At 44.6% G+C, this 15,940-nt stretch carries 11 protein-coding genes; 7 read left to right on the top strand and 4 right to left on the bottom strand.

What is annotated here, in order from left to right:
- Positions 1–177 precede the first annotated feature (177 nt).
- Together L3V36_RS13150 and L3V36_RS13155 are read left to right on the top strand one after the other, a co-directional pair.
- The gene (locus L3V36_RS13150; protein ID WP_208774828.1) at positions 178–945 is read left to right on the top strand and encodes a carboxyltransferase domain-containing protein; all 768 of its coding nucleotides are present in this window, start codon (positions 178–180) and stop codon (positions 943–945) included.
- Entirely contained in the window at positions 929–1,888 is a 960-nt protein-coding gene (locus tag L3V36_RS13155; protein WP_208774831.1) for a biotin-dependent carboxyltransferase family protein, read from the top strand. The genes L3V36_RS13150 and L3V36_RS13155 overlap by 17 nt, the downstream gene beginning before the upstream one ends.
- Positions 1,889–2,029: 141 nt before the next feature.
- Here L3V36_RS13155 and L3V36_RS13160 read toward each other — a convergent pair whose 3' ends face one another.
- From L3V36_RS13160 to L3V36_RS13170, 3 genes are all read right to left on the bottom strand, one after another.
- Complete coding sequence (locus L3V36_RS13160) at positions 2,030–3,484, bottom strand: NAD(P)-binding protein (protein WP_108091512.1); 1,455 nt, start codon at positions 3,482–3,484, stop codon at positions 2,030–2,032.
- A gap of 531 nt (positions 3,485–4,015) precedes the next feature.
- Positions 4,016–6,454 (bottom strand): ABC transporter permease, encoded by a 2,439-nt coding sequence (locus L3V36_RS13165; protein ID WP_208774833.1) that lies wholly within the window; start codon positions 6,452–6,454, stop codon positions 4,016–4,018.
- A 1-nt stretch (position 6,455) separates the two neighbouring features.
- Positions 6,456–7,130, bottom strand: a complete 675-nt coding sequence (locus L3V36_RS13170) for an ABC transporter ATP-binding protein (RefSeq protein WP_004730959.1) — start codon at positions 7,128–7,130, stop codon at positions 6,456–6,458.
- On the opposite strand from L3V36_RS13170, the gene L3V36_RS13175 reads away from it, so the two are divergent.
- From L3V36_RS13175 to mrdA, 5 genes are all read left to right on the top strand, one after another.
- Positions 7,129–7,746, top strand: coding sequence for an arylesterase (locus L3V36_RS13175; protein WP_004730957.1), 618 nt, complete (start codon positions 7,129–7,131; stop codon positions 7,744–7,746). The genes L3V36_RS13170 and L3V36_RS13175 overlap by 2 nt on opposite strands.
- A gap of 81 nt (positions 7,747–7,827) precedes the next feature.
- A complete protein-coding gene (gene fabV / locus L3V36_RS13180) occupies positions 7,828–9,027 on the top strand; it encodes an enoyl-ACP reductase FabV (RefSeq protein WP_065681470.1) in 1,200 nt (399 codons plus the stop codon).
- 178 nt (positions 9,028–9,205) lie between these two features.
- Positions 9,206–11,113, top strand: a complete 1,908-nt coding sequence (locus L3V36_RS13185) for an EAL domain-containing protein (RefSeq protein ID WP_208774835.1) — start codon at positions 9,206–9,208, stop codon at positions 11,111–11,113.
- A gap of 119 nt (positions 11,114–11,232) precedes the next feature.
- Positions 11,233–12,888 (top strand): ABC-ATPase domain-containing protein, encoded by a 1,656-nt coding sequence (locus L3V36_RS13190; RefSeq protein ID WP_004730952.1) that lies wholly within the window; start codon positions 11,233–11,235, stop codon positions 12,886–12,888.
- 258 nt (positions 12,889–13,146) lie between these two features.
- Positions 13,147–15,045: a penicillin-binding protein 2 gene (gene mrdA, locus L3V36_RS13195; RefSeq protein WP_065607160.1), complete on the top strand. Its 1,899-nt coding sequence runs from the start codon at positions 13,147–13,149 to the stop codon at positions 15,043–15,045.
- A 215-nt stretch (positions 15,046–15,260) separates the two neighbouring features.
- Here the strand turns inward: mrdA and L3V36_RS13200 are convergent, their stop codons facing one another.
- Positions 15,261–15,881 carry a DNA-J related domain-containing protein gene (locus L3V36_RS13200; RefSeq protein WP_017081100.1) on the bottom strand — a complete coding sequence of 207 codons (621 nt, stop codon included), beginning with the start codon at positions 15,879–15,881 and terminating at the stop codon, positions 15,261–15,263.
- Between the last annotated feature and the right edge of the window lie 59 nt (positions 15,882–15,940).

The raw sequence follows: 15,940 nt of genomic DNA on the forward strand, positions 1-15,940 counted from the left end.
TATGAAGCGTGTGATTGGTATAGCGCATGGCCTTATCACTCGCCTAACCGAGCATCTAACCAATTACTCGTAAGGTCTAATCGCTTTGTATTGGTTTAGACACGGATGTTAAAAACGCCAAATACGCAAATAAAAGGCAGTAAGTAAATCAAAGGCAAACAAACGTATGGAAACGAAATGACGACGAATCAAATTGAGTTCAATATAGCGCCAGTCGCAGAATGCAGCGTTTTGGTGACCTTGACGCTATCGCCTTCAAATAATCAATCTAGCACTCAATATGCGCAGTACATGGCTCACTTTTCTGATGCCATTCGCCAAAACTTAGCATCTGTATTGATGAATGTGACACCGGCTTACCACACAATATTGGTCGATTACCTACCTTATCGAATATCAGAACAGCAGCTCATTGAACAACTCAATAATTTGTTGAATCACGCTCTTTCGTCCTTCTCTAGCGTTAGTAACACGCGTAACACTATCGAGCTTCCCGCCTATTACTCACCAGAAACAGCACTCGATTTAGACCGATATCAAGCCAAAGGCATCTCGCTGGATGAGATCATTCAACATCACACCTCACAAACATACAGCGTCAGTGCCATTGGGTTTACGCCTGGCTTTGCGTTTATGTCTGATGTGGTCAACGAGCTTGCTTTGCCTCGTCATTCAACCCCACGTTTAAGTGTACCGAAAGGTAGCATCGCCATCGCGGATACGAAAACGGCGGTCTATCCTTCGGACTCACCGGGCGGTTGGAATATTATTGGCAATTGCCCACTCGCACTGTTTGATCACAGCCAATTAAAGAATGCTGATACCACGCAAACGCCGCTGTCTCTACTTAATGTCGGTGACACAGTCCGTTTCATCGCGATTTCAAAACAAGAATTTGTAGAGCTTAGGCTTATGAAGATTAGTGGAGATGTCGCTAATGGTTAATACAATAGCTAAACCAACACTAACAGTGATTAAACCCGGCCCGTTGAGTTTGATTCAAGATTTCGGACGATTTGGTGTTGCTCATCTTGGATTAACACAAGGTGGTCCTGTTGATGATTACTCGTATAGCTGGGCCAATCACCTGCTCGGAAACCCAGTCAACCGAGCGGCGTTGGAAATCACGCTTGGGCAATGTGCGTTACGAATCGATTTTGATTGCGAAATGGCGTTATGTGGTGGCGATTTACAAGCGAAGCTCGATGGTAAGCCACAGTCGAACTGGCGTACTTTTCAAGCTTTCGCAGGGCAAGTTCTCTCATTTGGTTTGCCTAAAAATGGTCTAAGGGCGTATTTAGCCGTTAAGGGTGGCTTCGATGTTCCATCTACTCTTCATAGCTGTTCTACGGTGACTCGTGAAAAGATTGGTGGATTAACGCAAAATGGAGAGCCATGCCAGCAAGGGCAACAAATTGCGTTTACCCAACACAAACTCTCTCGCCCGTTTAAAGCGTTGAGTGTTACCTTTCGATACACGCCTAATTACAACCTACCAGTGAACCTGCGAGTGATTGAAGGCTATCAAAGCGAGCTGTTCTCCGAGTCAGCAAAAGAGACTTTGTATAACGCACAGTATCACGTTGACCAAAATTCAAATCGCATGGGCTATCGACTGAGTGGTGAATCGGTTGATTCACCTGATATTTCGCTATTGTCAGAAGGCATAGCCTTAGGTGCGATTCAAATCCCCCAAGATGGGAAACCTATCGTGTTGCTTAATGACAGACAGACCATTGGTGGTTATCCGAAGATTGGATGTGTCGCCAGAATCGATTTACCGCGCTTAGCACAAGCCAAACCTGGACATGAGGTCTCGTTTAGTAAAGGCGATCGCTTAAGATTACAAGATGTGTGGTGCCAATGGGCTCAGTTTTTCGGTTATTGATGCGCCCCTGTAGATAAAAGCCACTTAAATTAAGAACATGAGCAAGACGTATTACCTAAAAATCCAACTTACTGTTTGCAGCAAGCTGGATTTTTTTGGTGAGGCCATCATGATTTAAACGCTAGGTGAATCAGCGCAATTTTAAGCGTGATCTTGACCTGATACCTTTGCAAGCGCTTCTGGGTATCCACGTTCTTGTGTCAAATCTATCGCTCTATTCTCAATAGCATTTAGATTAAGTGACATTGTCACTGAGTGTGTATCTTCAATCGATACTGACTCTGCGACATCAAACCAATGCTCAGCAACCTTTTGTGCAGCCTCTAAGGTTGAGGAAGCTTTGACTACTTCAAGTCGAGCATAGCGATCACCACAGAATGAAACGTCTGAAGCTCTTAAGCTCGGATCGGTTCCCGGAATCTGCTGTGCACCGAACAGAGGCTTACCACCTACCAGTGCAGAGCTAAAACTTGGGATGAACTGGGACATATGCGTTATCGCAGCGCGAGTTCTTAATTCAAGCTGCTCTTCACTCCAACCTGATACGATTTTCTTAAGAAGCTTAGAAGGCAGCTGAGGCTGTGATGAATCGGTTGACGATGAAACAAGCCCACCCTCAAACAGAGTAATCCCTTCTGTCATACCGTGAAGTTGGAATACACCATCAGCGTACGGTGTTAACTGAGCCATGCCTTGCGGTGTGCCTCTCGGGCCATGGAAGATAACCTCTGGCCACTCTTCCTTACATTCTTGCGAATACGGCCACTCTGTAACGTATGCGGCTTTGAACTCAACAAGCCTTTGTTGCTTAGAACCGACAAAGTCATCCACGATGCCCGTTTCAAAGCCACTTGCATTAATCAAGTAGTCGGTCGTTAAATGACAGCTTTGGTTCTCAGCGTCTGTATAAGTCAAAGACCAGCCTTGCTCTAACGATTCAACAGATTGTAATCGGCTGTTGGTTAATACTGAGCAATTCGATTGTTGCCCCAAAGACAGTTGAGCGGTTGCAGACAAGCGGAATACACTCCAGCCATACTCTTGAACCATAGCAACAGGATACTTAAGGGTTTCTAGATCCGTATGTTTAGCGAAAGGAATACACCAATCATCAAGCGATGTTGGTTTCAGAGGCTGTGTTTGGGTAGCAAGTGCTAGTAACTCTTCTTTGCTGTACAGCTTGTAATACTCTTCCGGTTTACCAAGCACTTGGTTGCTTTTATCTTGATTAACAAGCTCAGCATAAGCGTCCTTGATTATCTTTAGACGCGGAAGTAGATCCAACGGCTCTCCACCATCACTGTGTGGAACAGCGATAATTGTCGGACGAATATTGATCGTGTGGGGAAACAAGCGGACGGTATCAATTGACTGCGTGAGTAACTGCAGACACTGCTCTACAGAAATATCTCGATACAAATTGCCGCCAGCGTGCAGGTGGCAAATTGGTGGGCCATTAACCAAACTCGGCCCTTTTTCCAAGATAGTGACCTTAAAACCCAACTCACTAAAGTGAATCGCGCTTGTTGTTCCGGCAATACCACCACCAACAATGGCAATAGAAGGCTGATTTGTATCCGTTTTGTTGTGGTTCATCGTGTTCTGTAGAATAAGATTAACTGCCGCTATTCTACTTTTGTTCTGCGATGAATTAAAACACATTTTTATCAAGGTCTTAGTTAAGTGGGATTTAATATCTATGTAAAAAACATAAATAATCTCTTGACTCAATAACTCCAGATAGAGTTTTAAAGGTTATTCTAACAGTCAAAATTGTCCTAAGTGACGCCACATAAAGGCTGCATCAGTACTCTTAAAACATAGATGTTAACTTATCCCTAAAGTTATCCACCGTTTTTGTGGATAACTGTTGATAACGTTCTTGCTAAGTTGCGCAAACCCTTTGTTTACAGGGACTAACCGCTGTTCATTAAATCGGCATTATTGTGCGATTAGTTTTAAAAAACACTAAAAAATTGGAAAATTAAGGTGCGATATTCGTTACTTGTGCTACGCATTGGTCAAATAAAAAACGGTCTAAAGCGACGCCTTATAAATAGTGCATGACTAAATATAAATAATGTCACTTTTAGACCGTTTTAAGCATTTGTGAGATCTCGCTAGAGACTAGCCAAAATCCTTGTTTACTGGTGCCAACAAACGTTTGATTAAGCTATTCACTACCGCGGCCAATGTGATAAACGTTAGCACGGGTAGCGCCATCCACAGCATTGGGTGGAGTGAAGGCTCTAACTCGAAGCCAAAGTTCATTACCCCTGCAACACTGAGCTCAGAACCCATCGCAGCAATAGAGCCAGCCACTAACGCCATTAACCCGTATTCACACCAAATAGTGTTGAGAATTCGCTTCTTACTCGCACCTAGAGTGCGATACAAACGTATCTCTTGTTGTCTTTGAGACAAGCTCAATCGCAACAGAGTAAAGATTAGCAACAACCCCGCTACCACACCCAAAGCCGCAAGTACGGTTATCGACCAAACAATCTGTTTGAGCAACTCTTGGATCTTGCTACCCATTTTACGAATATCCATCAAACTCACGGTTGGGTGATTTCGAGAGAGTTCGTTGAGCATCTGATTATGTTGTTCTTCTAGTCGGAAACTCACGAGCCAAGTAGAAGGAATAGAGCTCAAAACATCTGGCGTAAATATGAAGTAGAAATTCGGCTTCATTTCTCGCCACTCTACTTTTCGGATGCTGTTCACCTTGGCAGAGACATTCTGGCTGTTGATTGTGAACGATAACTCATCGCCAATCTTTAGACCCAGCTGCTCCGCGACATCGGATTCTACAGATACGCCCTGCTCTTGTGTCCAGCTGCCTTCTAACACTTCATTGTACTCAGGCAGGCTATCTCCCCAAGTGAAGTTAATTTCGCGGCTTAATGCGTCTGTTTCTTCTGAGGTCTCGCTGTATTTTGCCGCCTCAACGCCGTTAATGGTTGTGAGTCTTCCTCGTATAATTGGAAACGCTTGAGTACGCTCTACTGCGTTTGCATCAATCGTCTCGAGATAACTGTCTTTCTCATAGCTCGCAATATTCAGCGCAAACGCATTTGGCGCGTTTTCAGGTAAGGTTTGTTGCCAATCCGACAACAAGTCACTCCTGACCAACCAGATGATAGACAACAGCATCAGTGAAAGCGCTAAAGAACCAAATTGAATCCCTGTTGCTAATGGTGTGCGATTAATTCGGCTCAATGCCAAGCGCATAGATGTCGACGTCGGCAGCTTGCCGACCAAACGCAGAACAAGCGTACTGACAATCGCGAGCACTAAGAACAGGCAAGCGATACCCGCAAGAACTATCCATACCAACAAGTTATCGCCGTACATCAGCATCATTGGAATAATAGGCACCAGCAACAACAGGTATTTCTTGTAGCTTTCATTGGACTGATGACTTGATTGAATCACGCTGATTGCCGAGGTGTTTACCAAGCCAATTAACGGAATACCAAGAGCAGGCACACCAATGAGGATGCTTGATAAAATCGCCAAAATGACAGGTTCAATACCATAGCTAGGAAGTGGTGTCGGCAACAAATCACCTAAAGGTATACGAAGTAGAAACTCTAAGCCGACCCCTATTGTAATTCCCAGTACAGCGCCGATGACCACTAACAGAGACACCTGTACAAACAACCATTTAATGATCCATTGCTTACTCGCACCCAAACTTTTAAGCATCGCAATGGTTTTACGGCGACTCGCAACATAATGTTGGCAAGTAAGTACCAAAGTGGTCGCCGCCATTATCACAACGATAGCCACAGTTAACGAAAGATATTGAGTTGTGCTCTCGAACATGTCGTTAGTGCGACTCGCAGAGTCTTGCGTGCGCCAGCGATCGCTCGGTGTTAATTCTACGCTGTCTTGCGCGGCTTTCAGTTTTGTATCATCACCGTTTAGAAACAGCCTAAAGCTTACACGACTGCCCGGTTGAATCGCTCCAGTGGCCTCGATATCGCTGGTATGAATTAGCACAGCAGGCATTTGTTGGAATGGGTTAAAGCTCAAACCTGGCTCTTGGGTGATACGCCCTGTTATCGTTAAATCGGCATCGCCAATAGTGACATTGTCACCAATTTCAACCTCAAGCTGTGCAAATATACGCTCGTCTAACCAAAGTTCACCTGGCTCAACATGGTTACTTGATGCTTTATCAGCACCCTCTAAGATCATTTCACCGCGTAATGGGTAATTACTTTCAACCGCTTTCACCGTTACTAGCTGCATCGAGTTATCACTGAATGCCATGGTTGAAAAACGGGTCAACTGAGAGCTTTCTAACTGTTCAACCTGAGTGAGGTCTAGCAAGGGTTGCGGGATTGGGTTTGCTGAAATAAACACACTATCGGCAGTAAGCGCATCTTTGCCTTGTTTAACAATCACCTGCTCCATACGTTCGGCCAATGCCGACAATGCAAAAACACACGCAATGATCAGTGTTAATGCTATGGAAACTGGCCACAACTGACCGTGTCGAATCTCTTCGACACTCCATGAGAACAGGCGTTTATTCAGTCCGTTTGATGAATTCAATTTAGACTTCCTCTATCTGACCGACATGCATCTTAAGTGTTCGTTGGCAACGTTGTGCGAGTTTAGGATCATGCGTCACTAGAACAAGCGTTGTGCCGTGGGATGAGTTCAACTCAAACAGTAACTCGACAATTTTGGCTGCCGTTTGTTGGTCTAGGTTGCCTGTGGGTTCGTCAGCAAAAAGGATTTTTGGCTTGATCATAAAAGCACGAGCTAAAGCGACTCTTTGTTGTTCACCGCCTGATAGCTGAGATGGCAGGTGATCAAGTCTGTCTTTTAAGCCCACTGATTCAAGCAAAGCCGTCGCACGTTCAATGTCTTCGTCTTCACCTTTAAGTAAACAAGGAAGCGTGACATTTTGCAGCGCAGAAAGGCTTGGGATTAATAAGAAGCTTTGAAATACAAACCCTACCGACTCACTGCGGATCTTAGCCCTTGCCTCATCATCAAGCTGTGACAGCGGCTGCCCTAACAAACTGATTTCGCCTTTCGTTGGCACATCAAGCCCTGCAAGTAACGTCATTAGGGTTGATTTTCCTGCGCCAGACGTACCGACAATCGCAACAGTTTCACCTTCACGAATATCAATATCGACGTGCTCTAGGATTGTTAAATGTTCTTGATTAGTAGACACTGTCTTCGAAACAGCTTCTGCTTTAATGATGGATGTATGCATGACTCGACTAATTTCCTTTTTATTCTTTATTATATTTTCAACCGCTTCTTTGGCTCAAGATACCGAGTTAGATTCTAAGTTACTGGTACTTGGTGATAGCTTGAGTGCTGGTTATAACATGGACATCAAACAGAGTTGGCCAAGTCTATTGCCAAACGCATTAGCGAAGCATGACAAAACAGTTACCGTGGTTAACGGCAGTATTTCAGGTGACACAACCGGCAACGGGTTAGCTCGTTTACCACAATTGCTTGAAGAACATGCTCCAGACACGGTTCTTATCGAACTCGGTGCAAATGATGGCCTTCGTGGCTTCCCACCTAAGCTGATGTCTGCAAACCTTGATCAAATCATTGAGCAGATAAAAGCTGCGGGCGCCAAGCCAATTATGATGCAGATTAAAATCCCACCGAATTACGGTAAGCGTTACAACCAGCAATTTGAATACGTTTTTGCAGCGCTTGCTGATCAACAAAATGTGCCGCTTTTGCCGTTTTTCCTAGAGCATATCATCCTTAAACCTGAGTGGATGATGAACGACGGACTGCATCCAAAACCAGAAGCTCAACCTTGGATCGCCGAATTCGTCGCCGAAGAATTATATCAGTATCTTTAAGTTTTAATGGTCTAGCTCAATAAATTTTACATAGCTTTACGTTAGCCTGAGTGCATATCACCGTTAACTGTAAGGTTATTTATGCTGATCGAACCTATTATCAAGGGTGTGGTAGCCAAAAGCGCTCACCCTCTTGGCTGTCAAGAAGCCGTAAAGCAACAAATCAAGTTTGTTAAGAGTGCGCCGCAAATCAAAGATGGCCCTAAACGAGTACTGATTATCGGCGCTTCCTCAGGCTTCGGCCTTGCAGCTCGTATTGCCGTGACCTTTGGCGGTGCAAAAGCTGACACCATCGGCGTCTCATTCGAGCGCGGTCCTAACGAAAAGTCCCTCGGTAGTGCTGGTTGGTACAACAACATCTACTTCAAGAAAGAAGCCGAACGAGAGCAACGCACTGCTATCAACATCGTTGGCGATGCATTTTCACAAGAAACACGTACACAAGTTGTCGAAGCCATTGAAACCTACTTCGAAGGTGAAGTGGATCTGATTATCTATAGCTTAGCGGCTGGCGTTCGACCTAAGCCAAATTCTGATGAGCTTTGGCGTTCTGCCATTAAGCCTATTGGTGAAAGCGTTACCGGCGCGACTATCTCGCTAGAGCACGACAACTGGGTGACAAACACACTTGCTGCAGCGACGGAAAAAGAAGCCGAAAGTACCCTTAAAGTCATGGGCGGCGAAGATTGGGAACAGTGGATAGATGAGCTCATCAACGCTGAATCCATTGCCCCAGGTTGTAAAACCATCGCATTTTCTTATGTTGGTCCAGAAGTCACGCACCCTATTTATTTAGACGGCACTTTGGGACGCGCTAAAATAGACCTTCATCAAACCAGCCATGCGCTGAATCTTGAACTAGCAAACTTCGGCGGTAATGCCTATGCGACTGTGTGTAAGGCACTCGTCACCAAAGCCAGTGTGTTCATTCCGGGGTTAAGCCCCTATCTGCTCGCTTTATATAAAGTGATGAAAGAGAAAGAGACGCACGAAGGTTGTATCCAACAAATGCAGCGTCTGTTTAGTAGCAAACTCTATGGTCAATCAAAAGTCCCTCTGGACGGCGAACGCCTAATTCGTATGGATGAATGGGAACTCGATCCAGAAACCCAAGCCCATGTGACTGAGCTACTTGAAGCTATGGATGAAAACAACTTCCAAGCAATTGGCGACTATCAAGGATTCAAAGAAGAGTTTTTACAGTTGAACGGGTTTGCTCAACCGTCGGTAGACTATAAAGAGAAACTAAACACTGATGATTTTATAAAGTTAAAGCCTTAATCGAAACTTATCTCATTACTGAGACCCAGATTCACATTTGAAAACCTCTGCAAAATTGCAGAGGTTTTTTTGTGCAACATTTCTTATACTTAGTAAAAGTAAGATTCACAGTTTATTTGGTTCATCTTAATTAACACAGGATGTGTTGATGCATTTAGCATAATTGACTCGGAGTCATATGAAGAAGATAAAAACGATAGACTTAGATATCCCTGACGATATGGCCTCCAGTTGGCAGAATATTGTCGACCTCTTGGCTCAAATCACTGAAGTTCCCGCCGCACTTATCATGCGCGTTCACACCAACTACATTGAAGTTTTCTCTACCAGCCGCAGTGAGGATAACCCTTACAACAAAGGCGATTCTGAGACCTTAGGAAATGGGCTTTACTGCGAAACGGTGATGGAATCTCAGCAACAGCTTGTGGTGCCCAATGCGCTTGCCGATCCTGATTGGGAAAACAACCCCGACACAAAGCTTGGCTTAATCTCTTATTGTGGCATTCCGCTGTTTTGGCCTAACGGCGAATTGTTCGGTACTATTTGTATCTTGGACTCGAAAGAGAACCACTACACACCTACCTATATCAAGCTATTAGAAAGCTTTCGTACCTCGATAGAATCCCAGCTTAAAACCTTGTTTCAGCACGCTAAACTCACCCAAATGAATCGTGACTTAAAGAACCGGGTATACACTCGCACTAAAGATCTCGCGAGCCTCAATTATTCTTTAAACCAAGAGATTGATAAGCGAAGAGCGGCTGAACAAAAGATAAACTTCCAAAAGAATCATGACATCGGCACCGGTTTTTTTAACCGAACCGCATTCGAGTCTCGCCTAAATAACAAACTGTCGTCACAGCAAAGGCTGACGGACAGTTCATTTGCGGTTATTCATATAGGGTTTACGAATGGAAGGCGTATACAGGCTCGATATGGTTATGACGCGTTAGACCAAGTGTTAGTTGAATACCGACAACGTATCGACAGTATCTCGGATATCGAGGTACTAACTGCACGCCCTACTTCTATCGATCTAGTACTGGCGTTCAGCGTAAAAGATTTGCACCAACGCCTAGAAGAACTTTGCCAGACGCTCGTTAAGGTCGGCCATTCAGAGTTCGATATCGACAGTGACAAAGTACATTTGCATGCCTTTATCGGGATCGCGATTACTGATAACGAAGATGATGCGGAAAGCATTCTCCAGAAATCATCAGAAGCCATGCTCGCCTGTAAAGATTCCGGACAAAAATTCGCTTACTACTCTCAATCTCATACTGAACAACAAAGTCACATCAATAAGATCGAAGGTTATTTGCTTCAAGCTGTCCGTAATGATGACCTCATGCTCTACTTTCAACCTAAGGTATGTCCATTAACGCATCGTTGGGTCGGTGCTGAAGCCCTACTACGTTGGCGCCATCCAGTATTAGGTGATATCTCCAACGAAACCTTGATACATATGGCCGAGCAAAACGGCTTGATTTTCGAAGTCGGAAGCTTTGTTCTGCGTAATGCGATTGAAAAAGCGAAAGAGTGGTCCGAATACGTTGAAGATTTCAAGATGGCTGTGAATGTGTCTGCAATTCAACTCAAGAATGTGCACTTTGCGGAACAAGTGGTTCACCTACTCGAAACCTATCACCTAGAACCCCACTTCTTGGAACTCGAGGTGACAGAAAGTGGCCTGATTGCCGATGAAGTTGTCGCTAAGAATACCTTAGAATCGCTGCATGACATTGGCGTTACATTGTCACTGGATGACTTTGGTACAGGCTACGCGTCTTTCAGTTATCTCAAGAAATTTCCGTTCGACACGATTAAAATTGATAAGAGCTTCATCGATCAGATGCTTAACTCACACGAAGACTCGGAAATCGTTCGTTCTATTGTCCAAATCGCGAAGAAGCTCGACCTAAAAGTCACAATTGAAGGCATAGAATCGGAAGTTCAGGAGCAATTTATTATCAACGAGGGCTGCGATGTGGGCCAAGGTTACCTTTATGGGCGGCCAATGCCGAGCCAAGAATTCGAACACAGTTTAATCAATCAAAACTATTTGGGGACAACCCGTTACGCTTAAAGCGAAAAAGAGCAGTTTGTTTTGGATTTAGGCCTACTTTCTCTTTACTCTAAAGGTGGTGATTTTTATAATCGCCGCCTTTCTGTTTTAATCTTCCCTTTATATAGGCATTCCTCGTTATGGATCAGTTGACTGCAAAGCTTAAAAAGCTCGAAAAACAAAACTTCCGCGCATATCAACAAATTAAAGGTCAATACGACTTTGCTGATTTCGAATTACACATCGACCACGTTCAAGGTGACCCGTACGCATCTTCTTCACGTTTTCGCGCAACACGCGCCTGGTCGTTAACAGGGTTAGGTTGGCTGAAAGAAAAGTCTTACGAATACCAAGTAGCAGCGCGTGATTTTATTGCACGTAGCTTCTCTGAATTTGCTAAGCAAGAAACGACTGTGTCTATCGCACTAACAGGCCAAACTGTTTTGGATAACACATCTGTGGTTTTCACCGAGCACGGTATCGAAATTCGTTTTCGTATCAACCTACCGGCTGATGGGCGTAGTATTCTTGCAAAGAAAGCAATCAACATCATTACATTCTATTTGCCTAAATTTATTCGTCGCGCAACGCTTGAACGCGAACTCAACATTGAAGCGATGATTAAGCATTGTGAAGCCGTTGAAGACCAAGACGCGTTGCGTGCGCAATTGGAAGAAAACAACCTAGCGGCATTCGTAGCAAATGGCAGCGTATTACCTCGTATTGCTGGTAACTGTGACCTACCAATGAAAGGTGCGGTGCCTTTTGCTGCTCCAGAATCGTTGAGTGTTACTTTAAACACACCGAACCAAGGTGATGTGACTGGCCTAGGCATTCCAAAAGGTATCACGCTAATCGTTGGTGGTGGTTTCCATGGTAAATCTACGCTGTTGAACGCCGTTGAACGTTCTATCTACAACCATATTCCTGGTGACGGTCGTGAAGGTATCGTGACGGCGACTGATACGATGAAGATCCGCGCTGAAGATGGCCGCTGTGTTCACAACTTGAACCTATCAAATTACATCAACCATTTGCCGATGCAAAAAGACACATCTGATTTCAGTACACAAGATGCGTCTGGCTCGACATCGCAAGCCGCTTGGTTACAAGAATCAATTGAAGCAGGCGTTCAAACGCTACTTATTGATGAAGATACGTCAGCGACTAACTTCATGATTCGTGACGAACGTATGCAAGCGCTAGTATCAAAAGGTGCTGAGCCAATCACGCCACTTGTTGACCGTATTGGCCAACTACGTGAAGAGATGGATATCTCTACCATTGTTGTAATGGGGGGTTCTGGCGATTACTTAGATGTGGCTGATACTGTGATTCAAATGCACGATTACCAAGCGGTAGACGTAACTGCAAAAGCACAAGAAGTGATAGCTCAACACCCTACTCAACGTACTAACGAATGTGAGACGGCATTAGAAACGTTTGTTCCTCGTTCGTTAAACCGCGCAGCACTGATGAATATTCTTACTGACGGTAAGTTCCGTGTTAACGCGAAAGGCAAAGAGTCTCTGCGTTTTGGTAAGGAATTCGCTGATCTTTCTGCATTGGAGCAGTTAGAGTCGACATCAGAAGTTAACGCGATTGGTTGGGCATGGTTCCAGTTTGCACAAACTCCAGGTTGGTCAAATAACCCAGCTAAAGAGTTTAGTGCAATCTTAAGTGATGAGTGGCACGTTAATATGCCAAACTACGGCGATTTGGCGAAACCAAGAGTATTGGATGTAATGGCCGCACTAAACCGTATGCGTAAGTCTCAGTTCAAACCTTCGAACTAAGTTAGACTCAAGCATCATAAATTGTATTGACGGCTCTCATTGTGAGGGCCGTTTTTTTATTCGCTAGCTCTAGCTTTATATCTAGATCTAAAGCCTTAAGACCGTCTCCTGCCTCACTTTTCTTGTTTGGCGATAAAACCGACCAATATTGTACTTATCCTAAAAATCATGACACAGCTTTTACAAAACTATGGCGATATTCATATAAAGTTCCGACTCGACAGGTGTAACTAAATGTAACAAACCCTTGAGGCTTCAATGAATCATAAACGCGTTAAGATGCGTGACCATAAAAAAGAAGTAAATCTGTTCAAAAACCGTGTAACCGTTGCGTTTTGTGGGATCTTGCTGTTCACTCTTGTCTTAGTCGGCAACCTTTACCGACTTCAAGTCGAAAATTTTAAAAGCTATCAAACTCGTGCCGATGGCAACAGAATCAAAGTATTACCTATCCCCCCGACTCGCGGGCTTATTTATGACCGCAACGGTGTGCTACTCGCCGAGAATGAACTTGTCTTTAATCTGACGATGATTCCAGAGCAAACTGATGATGTCGATGCAATGCTTACCAAGTTGGACAAATACATCCCGCGAGAGGCTGAGCAGATCGCTCGTTTCAAAAAGCGTTATCACAACACTCGCCGTTTCAAATCGGTCACGATATTAGAGAACCTAAGCGAAGAGGAAATTGCTAAGTTCTCAGTGCACCAGTACCAATTCCCCGGCTTATCGATTGATACCAGCTTGAAACGATTTTATCCAAATGGAGAAGTACTTACCCATGTCTTAGGATATGTCGCACACATCAATGATAGCGATCTTAAGAGGCTAGAAGAAAAAGGCATCGAAGCGAATTATCAAGCGACGACCATTATCGGTAAGCTTGGTGTCGAACGCTATTACGAAGACATTTTGCACGGTACCAAAGGTTATCAAGAAGTCGAAGTAAACAGCCGTGGGCGAGTCGTCCGCACCATTGAGTATGTAGCTCCAGTAGCAGGAAAAGATATCGTTTTAAATATCGACCTCGAACTACAAAAATACGTATTCGACCAGCTTGATCACCGAACAGGCAGCGCGGTCGTTCTTGACCCGAAAGATAACAGTGTACTTGCAATGGCATCAAGCCCCAGCTACGACCCGAACCTCTTTGTCGACGGTATTTCTAGCAAGAACTATCAACGTTTATTGAATGATCCTGCTCACCCATTGGTAAACCGCACGACTCTCGGCGTTTATCCTCCGGCGTCAACCGTGAAACCATTTATGGCTGTAGCGGGACTGCAAGAACATGTCATCTCCGAGGATACTATTCGTAATGACCACGGCTCATGGCAAATTCCCGGTTCCAAGCGTAACTCTAAATCATGGCGAGACTGGAAACGCTGGGGTCACGGCCCTGTCGACGTTACTCAGGCCATTGAAGAGTCTGTGGATTCGTTCTTCTATCAAACCGCTTTTGACTTGGGCATTGACCGTATTTCAAGCTGGATGAATCGCTTTGGTTTTGGTGAACCTACAGGTATCGATATCTATGAAGAGAGTACCGCCAACATGCCAACCCGAGAATGGAAGATGATGCGTTATCGTACGCCTTGGTATCAAGGTGACACAGTTCCAATTGGCATTGGCCAGGGTTATTGGACATCGACACCAATGCAACTTGCCAAAGCGACTTCAGTGTTGGTCAATCATGGAAAGGTGATGCCACCTCATATCCTGAGAGCAATCTTGGATCATGGTGAGGACTTTGACACACAACAACTCGTTACACCTAAGCCTATGCCGTCTATCACTGAAGTCCCTGACAAAATATGGGATGTACCTATCAATGCAATGAGACTGGTAAACCACGGTAGTCGAGGTAGCGGCAGGCGCGCATTTAAGGGAACTAACTACACCAGCGGCGGAAAATCAGGTACGGCACAAGTATTTGATCTTGCGAAAGATCAGGTCTACAACTCGAAGAAGTTGGCTAAGCATTTACTCGACCATGCGCTTTACACGGCTTTCGCACCTTATGAGCACCCTGAGTATGTCGCGACGGTGGTCATTGAACACGGTAACGGCGGTTCAAAAGTCGGCGCGCCATATATCCGTAAAGTACTCGATTATGCATTTGAGCATAAAAGTGGTGAAAGCAAAGACCAGTCGTAGCACCATTAAATGAAGTAGTGACAACACTTAATCTAGTTGCAACACATAGTGTAGAAACAGCGCATAATGTAAAAGCAACACATAACGTATTTACAAAACATAATATAGTTACAGAACATAGCTTAATGACGACAAAGCCCCACTTGTATCACTCACAATGTGGGGCTTTCTGTTTTAGGGTTCTACTCAACTAAGCAGCTAAAAGTGCCTTTCGATTACGAGCTTCGTAATACATTCCATGCTTCACAGAGCGTCTGGAATCTCGCCGTATTTCCCTCGTCCCGATCTGGATGCCAGCGCAAAGCCAATTGTCGCCAGCGCTTTCTAATCTCATGGTGAGTCGCGTCCAACGGTAACTCAAACAAATTTAACGCTCGGCTTCTATCCATATCGAGTTCATCACCACCGACAAACTTTCTGTACCGAGTCCAGAACTCGTTCAGCAGCCTTTTGACTTCGCCCTCGTCCGCTTCATAGTTAATCCAATTAATGTAGTATTCTCGCAGTGGGTCTTGATGATCGATGCTGTGACTGCTTCCGTGATACCGACCATTCATCAATTCAATGTCCATCGCTTGGACTTGTAGCCAACCATCAGGGTGTAAGGTTTCTTGAAGCTGATAAAGCGCATTCATGATGAGGAAGTTCTTTTTAAACAACTCTTTCTCAGGTGCTGGGTCTAGCACCGGTACAAACCCAAGGTCGTTAAGGTGAGCCGCCAATGTGTGTACTTTCCAGCCGCTTGGCTTTTGCTTAAGCACTTCCATAATCGGCCAAAGCAATGGATTCTCCATATGGCAATGAAAGTTTGCTCTCACCTCTTGATGATTCGACATAGTAGACTCAGTTAGCTTTTCTGTATTAATGGATGACTAGGGTATTGGATACAATGAGC

Origin of the sequence: Vibrio sp. G-C-1, assembly GCF_021728015.1 — a bacterium.
Classification (GTDB): Bacteria; Pseudomonadota; Gammaproteobacteria; order Enterobacterales; family Vibrionaceae; genus Vibrio; species Vibrio splendidus.

Excerpts from the sequence above, each read along its gene's own strand:
- L3V36_RS13150 (WP_208774828.1), top strand. The coding sequence starts at position 178 with ATGACGACGAATCAAATTGAGTTCAATATAGCGCCAGTCGCAGAATGC.
- L3V36_RS13155 (WP_208774831.1), top strand. The coding sequence starts at position 929 with ATGTCGCTAATGGTTAATACAATAGCTAAACCAACACTAACAGTGATT.
- L3V36_RS13160 (WP_108091512.1), bottom strand. The coding sequence starts at position 3,484 with ATGAACCACAACAAAACGGATACAAATCAGCCTTCTATTGCCATTGTT.
- L3V36_RS13175 (WP_004730957.1), top strand. The coding sequence starts at position 7,129 with ATGACTCGACTAATTTCCTTTTTATTCTTTATTATATTTTCAACCGCT.
- L3V36_RS13170 (WP_004730959.1), bottom strand. The coding sequence starts at position 7,130 with ATGCATACATCCATCATTAAAGCAGAAGCTGTTTCGAAGACAGTGTCT.
- fabV (WP_065681470.1), top strand. The coding sequence starts at position 7,828 with ATGCTGATCGAACCTATTATCAAGGGTGTGGTAGCCAAAAGCGCTCAC.
- L3V36_RS13185 (WP_208774835.1), top strand. The coding sequence starts at position 9,206 with ATGAAGAAGATAAAAACGATAGACTTAGATATCCCTGACGATATGGCC.
- L3V36_RS13190 (WP_004730952.1), top strand. The coding sequence starts at position 11,233 with ATGGATCAGTTGACTGCAAAGCTTAAAAAGCTCGAAAAACAAAACTTC.
- mrdA (WP_065607160.1), top strand. The coding sequence starts at position 13,147 with ATGAATCATAAACGCGTTAAGATGCGTGACCATAAAAAAGAAGTAAAT.
- L3V36_RS13200 (WP_017081100.1), bottom strand. The coding sequence starts at position 15,881 with ATGTCGAATCATCAAGAGGTGAGAGCAAACTTTCATTGCCATATGGAG.